Consider the following 12,817-nt stretch of genomic DNA (forward strand, 5'->3'; position numbering starts at 1 on the left):
GCTTGAGCATCTTCTTTTTCTGCTTCAATTAACGCCTCAAGATATGGCATCAATTTCTCAGCAGCTTCATCCTTGACTAACTTTTCTCTGATTTCATCATAAGTACCTTTTTCTTTCTCTAATTCAAGCATACGTTCAGACTTCGCCTGTTTTTCCTCTTGCAGACTCCAAATCTGTTCGAAGCTCTTTTTTTCTGCCTCGCTTTCTGCTAATTTTGTTCGTAATCTATGAAGATCACGCTCAATCTGCTCACAACTTGCTTTTGCTTGGTTGACTGCATCCTCAGACGCATCACCAAGGAGCGCTTGCTTCTCTGAGATAATCGTCAGTTGTTGTTTACGCGCCTCGGATGCCTGCTTTAATCGAGCAGTTAATTCATCACCATATTTCTCGAGGTGGAAGAGACGCTGAAGCATTTTCCGTCGCTCATTGCCTTTCAACGTCAGAAATTCCGCAAATTTTCCTTGAGGAAGTACAACTGCTCGGGTAAAATCGTCATGGGTTAATCCTAGAATTTCTTGGACACCTTTTGTAAGATCACGCTCTTTATCAGCCAGTACTTCATTAACTTTACCTTGTTTTATTAACCGACAACTTGCAAGACGCAAGCCTCCATCCTTTGTTCGCTTATAACTTCGTTCCGCGCGGTAACGTGAGGTTTGTTCCCCGGTTAATTCAAATGTAAACCCAACGGCCATCTGCTTTTCCAGCTGGTTCAGTATCCCGGATGTATTGTTTGCCGCTCGTTCGACTGTCCCATACAGTGCAAGTGTAATCCCATCCAAAATTGTGGATTTACCACTCCCTGTTGGGCCGAAAATACCGAACAGGCCATCCGCACATAAAGTTTCAAAATCAATATGCTGTTCCTCGCGGAAACTATTCAGTCCTTGAATCGTCAGTTCAATCGGTTTCATTAGGCTCACTCCCTGCTGCGACTTCGCGCTGAGCATCCTCTGCCTCAATCAGCTGCATAAATAATTGAATGAGCGCGTCTCCTGGTTCTGCTCCATCCATTTGATTTTTATAAAATCTGATAAATAATTCATCGATAGGCAGACGGGATCGATTCTGCTCATGAACGAGCAGACTACTTTCTTTGTAGAGCGGACGAATGTTCACGATTCTTGGATATGCTTTTCGCAAGCTCTGAATTTCATGCATACTCATTGCTTCATCAAGCCGGATTTCCAAATCAATCCACGCTTCAGCATCTCGTCCCTCCTCAATCCATTGACGAACCTCAGTCAGACCATTTTCAGCATGCCAACGTGTTAATGGACGCCCTGATGTCAATTCAACTGTTTCCGACTTGGCACATTCACCAGGTGCAACATCGATAATTGTCACCGACTTCGGCTGGCCGGATTCCGAAAAACTATAAGCAAGCGGTGAGCCAGCATATCGGATCGGCACCTGTGAGCCAGACAATGTTTGTGGTCGGTGCAAGTGACCAAGCGCCACGTACTGGGCAGATTTTGGAAAAGCAGAAGGATGTACTGTGTATGCACCGCCAACTTGAATCGGACGCTCGGAATCCGATTCTTTGCCGCCTGCCGCAAAAAGATGCGTCATGACAATGTTCACTGCATCCTTTCGGAAAAACTGTGCATGTTGTTTGAAAAGTTCAGTAAGACGCTCATTGTACGCTTGCTTGATGATTTCTTCATCATTGATGGAACTTAAGACTTCATTAAGTCGTGACTCCGAGGGATAGGGGACGCTGGAAAGGATCAAATCCTCATTCGTCTTTACTATTGGGAACGTTCGTGGATGTAGTATCGGTTTCCCGACAATAGTAATCCCTTGTCTTCCGGCAAGCGGGCGCGAAGCTTCCAGTCGCTCAGGGCTGTCATGATTTCCAGCAATAATGAATACAGGACGGCTACCGCCCTTGGAGAGCTTTTGCGCTGTTTCATAAAATAGAGCTTCACTCGTCGCAGGAGGGTTTACCGTGTCGAATACGTCACCTGCCATGAGCACTGCATCCACTTTTTGATCTTCTGCGATCAAGCAAATCTCTTCCATGACGTGTTCCTGTTCCTCCTCTCGTGACCGTCCTTCAAGTGTCCGTCCAAGGTGCCAATCAGCGGTATGCAGTAGTCTCATAGACGTTCCTCCCCATGGGTCAAATCAACAAAGTAACCGCCGTCGAAAGCGTACAGGCCAACCTTGGAAACCTTTTTCTTCCAGATCTGTTCAATCGCACGACGATACAGCTGCAGTTGGACATGATAACGACGTCTTAGTTCGTGAACGGCTGCATCATGTGTGGCGAACTGCGAGAGATGATCGGTTTTATAATCGAGTAAAATGAGTCCTTGCTCATCTTCAATAATACAGTCAATGACACCTTGAACCAGAACAGGTTCCTGATCACTTGTCCCTTTCCAAGTCTTATAGACTTCAGTTGTTGGCAAGACAAGGCTAAATGGACATTCACGGATAATCTTACCGGCAGCCACCATTTTCTTCCCTATTGGTGACTGAAAGAATCGATCTACTGCCTCATAGTCAAAGCTTTGTTCCTGCACATCAGTGATCACTTCTTTAGTTACAAGTGATTGACCTTGTTCCTTAATCTGATCTATTGTCCCAACATGAGAGAGATCAAGATGCTGCATCAACAGGTGCAATGCAGTGCCACGTTCAGCAGCAGATAATTTCGATTTCTGCAGAAACTGGGGGCGATCTCTGCTTATAGACGAGAATCGGTTTTGGTCAAGCAACAGCTGGTCATCCGTTCCGCTACTAAAGTAATCTTGCTGAGCCTTGATTTCCGTAACCGTTTGTTTCGCCATTGAGGTCGTTGCGACAAGTTCAGGATACGTCCACTCAAGCCGTGCTGCGACTTCATCCTGTAATCCGGAATGAGAAACCACTGCCTTTCCCTGTTCAATCCTTTTCAATTGTTCCTGACTGATTTGCTGTTGATTCTTTTGTTCATTGGATAATCCTGATGCAGAAATAACTTGAACGATCCATGAGGATGGATCGGTAGATACCGCTGTCTTATCCGGCTGATCATCTATCAATTGATGCAGCGCATCTGCTGAATAATGGCGTGCAACTGCAGGGAGCACCCAATCAAAGAAATTTGATGCAGTTGCGCGTGCATCTACTGGAAGCAGCCATTCATGACGACGCAATGCCGATCTGTATTTTAAGGCTTGCTTTTGGACATCTTTCTGCGTACCAAGTAGGATCAACTTTTCCTTTGCGCGCGTGACAGCAACATATAAAATACGTAATTCCTCTGCGACTGCATCAGCTCTCATCCGTTCCTTGATTGCCAAATAAGGTAGAGTCGGAATACTTGTACGCAGATCAGAATTGATCCATTTCGTACCAAAGCCTAAATCTTTGTGCAGCAATGCCATCTCTGCTGTATCGCGCATATTAAATCGTTTGTTCATCCCGGCGACAAAGACCACCGGAAATTCCAGTCCTTTACTTTTATGAATGGTCATAATACGAATGACATCTTCCTGATCGCTCAACGCTCGCGCTTCGCCAAGGTCTCCACCGTTCTCTCTCATTCGCTCGATAAAACGAAGAAAACGGAACAGTCCACGAAATGTTGTTTTTTCATATTGACGCGCCCGGTCATAGAAAGCTTTTAGATTAGCCTGGCGTTGGGTTCCCCCGATTAATCCACCCGCATAATCGTAATAACCGGTATCTCGATAGATTTGCCAAATTAATTCGGACACCGAATGGTTCTTTGAGAAATCACGCCATTCTTGTACTTTATCCAGAAATTCCGTAAGTTTTTTTGCAAAACCATATTTGTTTTCCTTTGTGCTGCGTTTTACAGCTTGATAGAAACCGGAACCACGATCAGCCATCCGAATCGCTGCAAGCTCGTCTCCATTTAATCCAATGATTGGTGAACGAAGGACAGCTGCAAGCGGAATGTCTTGATCCGGATTATCAATCACTTGCAAGATAGAGAGCATGACCGTTACTTCGACCGTGTCAAAGTAACCCTTAGATAATTCCGCATATGCGGGAATACCCTGGCGGTCAAGAATGTCTTTCATAACAGCAGCTGAAGTACTTGCCGATCGGAGTAAGATTGCAATATCTCGATAGCGTATCGACCTCATTTGCCCGATTGAACGATCAAACACGTGAAAGGCAGGTGAGGATCCATCACCGATCATCGCTTTAATGCGGTCACTAATAGCCATAGCTTCCAACTCTGACCCATCCATGTCATTCTGATCCTCAGCGTCCCCATCGTTTGTAGCCTGGTCAATAATTTCCAGTTCAACCGGTCGATCCTCCGACGGATAACTCGCTGCGCATCGAAGTTCTGCCGCATCGTCATAGATAACTCCACCGACTGCTTCATCCATCGTTTGTCGGAATAAAAAGTTCGCACCATCAATGATTTCCTGCCTGCTACGGAAGTTACTTGATAGATCAATCACTTGTCCATCTGTTTCAGGTTGTGAGAATTTCTTGTATTTTTCAATGAAGAGACCTGGTTCGGCCAATCGGAACCCATAGATGCTCTGCTTCACGTCACCAACCATGAACAAATTACCTTGATGGTTACTGTCTCTGGTAATCAGTTGAATAATCGATTCCTGTACACGATTCGTATCCTGATATTCATCAATCATCACTTCGTTAAAATGTGCACGAAATTGTTCAGCAACGACTGATGGCTGTTCATGGTCCGGAGTAGAATCCTTGCCACGCAAAACAGCAAGACATTCATGCTCTAAGTCGGAAAAGTCGAGAACGGCTTTACTTCTTTTTTCTTTTTTATAGTCTTTGGTAAAGGCTTTAATGAGTTCAATAATGAGATCAACAGAGGGGGCCATTTCTAATAAATCATCAAGACATTCCTCTGAAGCGCGTGAAAACCATTGCTGTTGAAACTCGTTAATTTTTGTTTTTATTTTCTCGCGTATCTTCTTGACCTGTTCCTTTTTCACTTCATCGACATCTTTGGCACGAATAGCCTTCAGCTTCCCAAAGGACAAGGACAGAATTGACGTACGTATTGTTTCCCAACTTGATTTGGAGAGTGATTGCAGATTACGCAATCGACGAAGATCTTCGGATAATGCTTCTGCATAAGCAGCTGGACCTCCGGGTTCATTGCATTGTTGGACCGCATCCTCTAATACATGGATCGCCTCAGTAATGTACTGAAAAAGAGCCTTCTTTAAGTCGTTAACCCAGCTAAAGTGATCAATCGTATCGTGACCATTGATACGATAAGCATCAGCTATTTGATCAAGCCAGTGTTCCGGCCATGGATGACTCATCGAAAATTCATAAATACGCAAGAGCATTTGGTTAAGCGCGTCATCGCTGCGATCACTTGAATAGCGATCGACTAAACGATAAAATTCAGGGTCATCCTTAGCATAATACTTTTCTAACAGATCGCTCAGTACTTCTTCGCGCATCAGCATCGCTTCTGTTTCATCGAGCAATCTAAATCCAGGGTCCAAATCAAGAAAGTAATAATAGTGTTTTACTACCGACATACAGAAAGCGTGTAAAGTCATAATTGATGCTTTTCCAAGCAGACTTTGTTGTCGACGTAGAAAAAGATTTTCAGGTTCTTCGATCAAACGCTGATCCAGAGCTTTACCAATACGTTCTCTCATTTCCGAAGCAGCCGCTTTTGTGAATGTGACAATGAGCAGGTCGTCAATATTTACAGGTTGATCCTGATTCGTCATTTTTCGAATAATACGTTCAACAAGGACAGCTGTTTTTCCCGATCCTGCAGCAGCGGCAACGAGCAAATCATGCCCATGTTCTGTGATCGCACGCCATTGTGCATCGGTCCATTGTGTTCCTTTTGGTTTATTGATCATCTGATTTCAGCTCCAGATCCGTTAATTTCTGAAAAACGGCGTTATCCGGCATTTTCTTCAATATGCGGAATTGATTTCCAGGTTGTGACTGATCAAAGCGGCAAACCGGTCGGAACGCACAATGCGTGCATGGCACTTGTCCATTCATTTTAAAAGGTGCAATGGAAACATCACCATCGATAATTTTGCATCCGACATCAGTCATGACGTGACGCGTATAACTTCTTAATGTCTTAAATTCTTTTTCTCCTGCAATCGAAGAGCTTTTATAAAATTCTCCGTTCTTTTTAAAGCCAAACGGTGCAATATCTGAAAGCTTACCCATCGCCGATTCATCGGTTAACATAAGGGCTTCTTTGTCTTCAAGCAATAAACCTTTCATTTTAAAATGCTTATAGAGCTCGCGTTCTAACTGATCTTCAGGAAGCTTTTCATCCAAATTAAGTACCGGATTATGCATATGAAAATAAAGGACACCGGCAGGATCTGCTTGTGTACCGAGCCATTGCTTCGAATAAGTAATAATGACATCTAAATAAGTCAGCATTTGGAGTGCAAGCCCATAATAAACTTCTGATAAATCGAGATTTTTTGCACTGGATTTATAATCAACGATCCGAAGCAGCAACCTGCCTTGGTCATCATGTGCCTGATCCACTCGATCAATTCTGCCAACAACCTCCATACGAGCCCCATTTTTTAATGGAAAACTCAATGGAGGCAACGGACGACCCGGTCCAAATGGAAGCTCAAGACTCACTGGTGAAAAACCACTCGCCATTGCATGACGACGTAGCACGCGCGCTACTCGGGCAACAACCTGTGCCAACTTATGTTGCAAATAACGATATCGGTTTGAGCTCGTCAATATTTGACGTTGCAAATTTGGTGCAAGTTCACGCACCGTGTTAGAAGCTAATTGATCACATTCTTCTGGAGAAAGATCTTTCCAGCTTCGATGGCTTTGCATGATCTGAACGGTCATTTGCTTAATTGCCAAGTGGAACAGCTGACCAATATCCGGGGCTGCTAATTGGAAAACCTCTCGTTCTTTCAATTTAAGGCCATAGGAAGCAAATTGTGCAAATGGACAGGCATTGAACTTTTCCATACGTGAAACACTTGTTTGAATGGTCTGTCCGTAGAGATCACGAGCGATTTCATGAGTTAAGTGCTCATCATTCTTCGCAAATAAACCGGAGAGTGCCATTTTCGCAGCGCTTCCCCATTCACGGTGAACCGTAAACCAGTTATAGGCATCCCACCATAGTTCTGCAATCGGATAACCATTCTTCCATTCTCGAATTTGAGCAGCAAGTATACTCACGGTCTTCCGTGGGGTATTAATAAAAGAAATCTGATCCGAAATGCTTAGCGTTCTTGGCTCTGCAGGGGCTAATTTTAACGGTAAAGCAGGGAAGAATCTTTGCAAGCGCGCGATAAGTGGTGATTGACGAAGCGTTTCGCCATCCTCAGAGGCGAGAGGATAGGAGATGAAGAGCCTGTTCTTCGGCAGTGTTAATGCACGATAGATGAGCTCGTTTTCTCCGGCCATTTGCTCTGATTCCCCGTCCCCTACAGCCATTCCTTCATCTTGCAGGAGTTCACGATCGACGCCGGAGAAAAGGCCCTGCTCTGCCGGCTTGGCAGGTAAAATTCCTTCATTCACTCCGAGAAGAAAGACATCTTTCATCTCAGATGACCGCATTCGATCAAGACTTCCTACCAGAATTTGATCAATTGCAGGTGGTACCATCGCAAATTCTAATGCGTCTAACCCGGTATCAACAATTTTGATAAATAGATCAAGAGACATCTTTTCGTCTCCTGCTGTCTCCACACATTGGTCAAGCATATCAATAACTGCTTTCCATGCCTGTCCATGCGCCTTTGATTCGGATAGTTTTTGTCGTTGTTTCGCCGTAATTGTCATTCGTTCTAACTTTTCCGGAACCGTTAAGTCAATCAGAAACTGATAGAGAACCTCACATCGGTCAGCAACGGTTGTAGCCGCATGAAGTTTATTGTCTAAATCCTCAAGTGGACGTGCCACGAGTGATCGGTATTGATTAATGGTCTGTTCCATTTCTTGCTCTTCTTCTGATAACTGTCGGGTTTCTTCTTCAAGTCCACGATAAATCCGATAACGCCACGGTTCTTTATCCACCCATTTTTTCCCATAATAGCCATGTGAAATCACATAGTTTTCCAATTGATCCATACCTTCGCGTGCTTCACTGACATCGTAATCATATGGAATTAAAAAGTCTGTTTTTACACATCGGAAAATAGGTTCATAACGCCAATTCTTCTGAATCGCTTCTAGTGCAGAACGGATAAACTCAATCAATGGGTGATGCTTCATTGGACTTTTCTGGTCGATAAATACCGGTATCTTGTAATCAGCAAAAATTGTTTCAATGAGATCGCGATAATCTGAGAGATTCCGAACAAGAACAGTCATATCCCGATAGCGATCTCCATGACTACGCGCACAGCTGATGATGTTTCGCGCGACTTGTTCGACTTCTTCTCGACGATTTGCGGCTTCAGTCATGATTATCCCATCAATGTCGGTACTCTCTTGAGACGGATAGTGTCCAAAGTGCAAGTTGAGATTCTTGAGTGCACCTGTTTCTGCCCGAAGCACCTTACGCTTTAGAATAATCGGTTCGAGAGTCTGCTGATGCAATTCCGCCCGTTCCTTTAATTGCAAGTAAAGAAGAGCCGGATGTCGAAATGAGGAAAATTCATCCGGCGCTCTGTCATAAATGCGATCCGTACCTAATGCGATTGTCACACGTTTACACGTCGTCATCAGTTTTTCAACAACCATAATTTCCTGTGGCGTCATCGTCTGGAAGCCGTCGATCCAGACTTCTGCTTGTTTCAGAAAAGTCGTTTCATCCATTCGCTCAACCATTAATTTCAGATAATCTTCGCTATCAATATATTTTCCTTGCAAAGCATGACTAAAGGAGTGATAGATTAAGGACAAATCATGGAGTTTGTCCTTTAAGAGAAGCTGATCGGCACTGTCGCCTTCAATCTGTTCAGCTTTGGTAGCAATTTGTTCAGGTTCCAAACAGAAACGCTTAAACTCAATCAAGGTATCACTCAGCAACTCATAAAATCCGCTTTGCTCAGATGCTTTGCGGAACAAGTGCAGTTCATTTTTACTTTGTTCGACAATCTTACGCAAGAGCATGGAGACACCCGTCGCATTCAAATGACGTCTTGTCGCACCACCCGATTGCTGAAGTACGCGAAGAGCAAGACGAGGCATACTATACACGTTCAACCTGGTCATCCCGCCTAGTCCTGACGTAGATGCCAAAAGGTATTCCATACTGAACGTCATGTGTTCAGGTACCAGGTAAATCAGTGGTGTGCCATTCGGGCGTTCGTGCAATTTTGCGCGCATTTCGTCTAAGCAATCTGCAGTTTTTCCTGTTCCCGGCCGGCCTAAAATAAAACGCACAGACATCTCGTTCTCCCCTTGTTCTTGAGCATATATAGAAAAATTCGTAAATGATTCTCATTAATTTAATATAGTAATTATAGCATACAGGGAACATTCGTTCCTTTACGCATTCTTAGATTTTCAAAGAAAAAACCACAGGTACATCGCCCTGTGGTCAACAGTTACCCATTGATTTTGTTTGATTATTTCCGGTATTTTCCTACTTTTTCTTCAATCGAAGTCCCTTGCGGACGGAAGTGGATTTTCACTTCTGCTGCGACTTCATCTGCTCCTGCTTCACACGTCGCATACACTGTTTTCTTCACGACTTCTAGAAGTTCGTCAAGTTCACCTTCCAGAATCGTTTCGAGTGCGGTCACTTCGTAGTTCACTCCGGATTGTTGAATGACTTTAATCGCCTCGTCCACCAATCCATAAGTATCCTTATCTTTCGAAAAAGGCAGAATTTGTAAACCAACATTACAAATTGGCATAATGAACCTCCTGAATTAGTTCGTCTCTTCGTCCCAAACTTTCACCGTCTTCATCACGTCGCCGTTTGTCATGGAAAGCACGGTGTCCATTCCGCTCGTCACTTGTCCGAAAACTGTATGAACGCCATCCAGATGAGGTTGTGGTTCATGCACAATGAAAAACTGACAAGAGCCCGTATCTCGTCCGGCATGTGCCATCGACAATGCGCCAGCAACATGTTTATGCGGATTACCATCCGTTTCACACTTAATCGTGTACCCTGCATCGCCCATTCCAGTTCCTGTCGGATCGCCACCCTGGCTGACAAAACCGGGAATTACGCGGTGAAAAGTCACTCCATCATAAAATCCTGAATTCGCCAATTTTTCAAAGTTTGCCACTGTATTTGGTGCAGCCTCAGGAAAGAAATCAATGGCGATGACTTCACCATTTTCCATTGTAATTGAACCTTTTTTCATCGATAAATCCTCCGTCTTTCGCCTTCATCAGGCGTCATTTTATCTCAACGTTTTCTATTATATACAAAAATGAGGACAACTGCTGATATCCCGACCAAAAATCCCCCTGCACAATATCCGGCTAGAATATCCGTAAAGTAATGCACCCGTAAGAAGGGTCGGCTGAATCCAATCAACAAGATCATAGCCATTCCCAAAACCGCCCAAGCAATGCGCAACCCCTTTGATTTTATCAACGGAACAACCAACAAAATTAGCAAACCAAAAACTGTTGCTGCATTCATGGCATGTCCACTCGGAAAGCTGTATCCCCTTGCATGAACCAAATGGTGGAAGGGTGGCCGCTCCCGCATCACCCAACTTTTCAATAATTCATTCATTGGACGTTCCGCTAAAAAGGCAATCGGAAGTAAAATTGCTGATAAGAAATGTTTTCGAAAGAGAAAATAGACGATAAAAAGAATCATGATGTTGATCAGCACACGGCTTGATCCGAGATCGGTAACCTTGGAAAAGAATGCAACAGCACCCGGCGCTCTCAGTGGATCAAGAATTTGAACGAGCCTGAGATCCAGTGCCTGAACTCCAGGTTGACGAATGGCGATCACCAGCAGTAGAAAAAACAAAACACAGAACAACACTACCCACAACCAAGGCTTATAGGCTAATCGATGATCGTGCTGCATTTTTCACTCCCCCCTTAGATAACCCCTATTGGATTGCGCTTCACATAAATTATGCTACGATAATTTTAAAGGAACGCAAGTCCTTTTTTCCTATATATACCTAAGTGGGTGACATTATGACGGATTATCATTTTGAATTAAACGGTGACTGGGAAGGCTCTTGGGATGGGGAAGGAAAAGTTGAAACCAACGGACTGAGCACAACAATTTCCGTGGATACCTCTATGTCAGGCAAAGGTGTCGGCACAAATCCGGATGAATTATTAATCAGTGCGCTTGCCTCTTGCTATTTGATCACACTGGGCATTCGTCTGAAAAAAGAAGCAATCGGTTATGACCATATCGAAATTCGAACAAAGGCGGTCGTGACGAAAAAAGGTGGCCTTCATTTTGAAAAAGTCACCCATTTTCCGATCATCTATTTAGCTGATCCGCTAACAGAACCATTAGAAAGAAAACTCTTAACCTGCATTACGCTTGCAGAGAGAGACTGTGTCATTGCTAAAGCTGTCAAAGGAAATGTACAGGTAACTGTAAATCCAAAGTTTGTTACGAACGATTAATCCGTTTGTCTTTTGAAAATTGCTTTTCCCTTGTACCATGCAACTTGAGCATGCAAAGCCGAATCATTGACTTCACGGATGGTTTCTTGAATCGTATCTTTTTTCTTGGTCATGTCCTGCTGGATCATGGTGAGATTACGCGTCAATTCATCCTTTTCATGCATGATTTTTTTTGATTGACGCGTCATTGTTGCACTGGTTTTCGAAATTTTTGCTAATGACCCATTCATAAGTTTTAACGTATTCCTAACGGAAGCTGCAAATGCAACCAAAGAAATCACAACAAGAACGAAACTTAAATAGACAATGATCATGGGACACACTCCCTTCAATTGAAAAGCTTTATTAAATTATCTTACCCTATTTTACCCAAAAGATCATCGAATCAACGCCAAGCCTTTCGTTTGCTTTTCTTGTCATTTTTTTGAACATTTTGCTATACTGAGTTCAGTTTGTCTTTACTATCGGAATCTGCACTTATTAAAAGGAGATTATTATGGAAACTAAAGTAGCTCTAATTACCGGCGGGACACGCGGCATCGGCAAAGCCATTGCTGAAAAGTTCGCACAAAATGGATACAATCTCGTCTTGAATTATGCACGAAAAAGTACGAACGCGGAACAAACAAAGCAAGATATTGAAAATAAATATGACGTACAAGTCAAAATTGTAAAAGCAAACGTTGGGGCACTCGACCAGATTGATCAATTGTTTGAAACCGTGGAAACAGCCTTTGGAAGACTTGATGCATTTATCAGCAATGCTGCATCAGGCGTTCAACGTCCACTCATGGATATTCAAGAAAAACATTGGGATTGGACCCAGGACATTAATGCAAAAGCATACTTATTTGCTTCACAACGTGCGGCAAAATTAATGAATAAGACAGGCGGCGGCCATATCGTCGCATTGTCCAGTCTTGGTGCTGTTCGCGCACTACCAAATTATGTTGTTGTCGGCGTGTCAAAGGCAGCAGTTGAGTCCATAACACGCTACCTAGCTGTTGCGCTTGCACCGATGAATATTACCGTAAATACCGTGTCCGGAGGCGCTGTTGATACCGATGCGCTCAAACATTTTCCGAATCGTGAAGAATTACTTGAACAAGCGGCAAAGCATAACCCAGCAGGACGGATCGTTAAACCGGAAGATCTTGCAGAAGCTGTCTATTTCCTCTGCACACCCGCAGCATTCATGATTCGTGGACAAACGATTACAGTAGACGGCGGGCTTTCACTGCTTGCTGAGTAAGTCAAAATTCCTTTAAATTAAAAATCGCCGGAGGACATGATCTGAACCATGTGC

10 protein-coding genes are annotated in these 12,817 nt (G+C 43.7%); 2 read left to right on the forward strand and 8 right to left on the reverse strand.

The window, feature by feature from the left end; translation table 11 throughout:
• The 7 genes from NIE32_RS07730 to NIE32_RS07760 all read right to left on the reverse strand — a co-directional run.
• On the reverse strand, positions 1-917 hold a 917-nt coding region (locus NIE32_RS07730; protein ID WP_253054526.1), incomplete at its 3' end, for an AAA family ATPase.
• Entirely contained in the window at positions 904-2,109 is a 1,206-nt protein-coding gene (locus NIE32_RS07735) for an exonuclease SbcCD subunit D (RefSeq protein ID WP_253054528.1), read from the reverse strand. The genes NIE32_RS07735 and NIE32_RS07730, both read right to left, overlap by 14 nt.
• Positions 2,106-5,846, reverse strand: coding sequence for a helicase-exonuclease AddAB subunit AddA (addA, locus tag NIE32_RS07740; protein ID WP_253054530.1), 3,741 nt, complete (start codon positions 5,844-5,846; stop codon positions 2,106-2,108). The genes NIE32_RS07735 and addA overlap by 4 nt, the downstream gene beginning before the upstream one ends.
• Complete coding sequence (addB, locus tag NIE32_RS07745; RefSeq protein ID WP_253054531.1) at positions 5,836-9,333, reverse strand: helicase-exonuclease AddAB subunit AddB; 3,498 nt, start codon at positions 9,331-9,333, stop codon at positions 5,836-5,838. Before addB ends, addA begins: the two co-directional genes overlap by 11 nt.
• Positions 9,334-9,512: 179 nt before the next feature.
• Positions 9,513-9,803, reverse strand: coding sequence for a thiamine-binding protein (locus NIE32_RS07750; protein ID WP_253054533.1), 291 nt, complete (start codon positions 9,801-9,803; stop codon positions 9,513-9,515).
• Positions 9,804-9,818: 15 nt separating this feature from the next.
• Positions 9,819-10,262: a peptidylprolyl isomerase gene (locus NIE32_RS07755; protein WP_253054535.1), complete on the reverse strand. Its 444-nt coding sequence runs from the start codon at positions 10,260-10,262 to the stop codon at positions 9,819-9,821.
• A gap of 44 nt (positions 10,263-10,306) precedes the next feature.
• Positions 10,307-10,948 (reverse strand): phosphatase PAP2 family protein, encoded by a 642-nt coding sequence (locus NIE32_RS07760; RefSeq protein ID WP_253054537.1) that lies wholly within the window; start codon positions 10,946-10,948, stop codon positions 10,307-10,309.
• A gap of 116 nt (positions 10,949-11,064) precedes the next feature.
• Here NIE32_RS07760 and NIE32_RS07765 point away from each other — a divergent pair, with 116 nt between their 5' ends.
• Complete coding sequence (locus tag NIE32_RS07765; RefSeq protein ID WP_253054539.1) at positions 11,065-11,511, forward strand: OsmC family protein; 447 nt, start codon at positions 11,065-11,067, stop codon at positions 11,509-11,511.
• On the opposite strand, the gene NIE32_RS07770 is transcribed toward NIE32_RS07765, so the two are convergent.
• Positions 11,508-11,825 (reverse strand): hypothetical protein, encoded by a 318-nt coding sequence (locus NIE32_RS07770; RefSeq protein WP_253054542.1) that lies wholly within the window; start codon positions 11,823-11,825, stop codon positions 11,508-11,510. The genes NIE32_RS07765 and NIE32_RS07770 overlap by 4 nt on opposite strands.
• 182 nt (positions 11,826-12,007) lie before the next feature.
• Here NIE32_RS07770 and fabL point away from each other — a divergent pair, with 182 nt between their 5' ends.
• Complete coding sequence (gene fabL / locus NIE32_RS07775) at positions 12,008-12,763, forward strand: enoyl-[acyl-carrier-protein] reductase FabL (protein ID WP_253054544.1); 756 nt, start codon at positions 12,008-12,010, stop codon at positions 12,761-12,763.
• Positions 12,764-12,817: the final 54 nt, after the last annotated feature.

It is taken from the genome of Sporolactobacillus kofuensis (assembly GCF_024125425.1).
Lineage (GTDB): Bacteria > Bacillota > Bacilli > Bacillales > Sporolactobacillaceae > Sporolactobacillus > Sporolactobacillus kofuensis.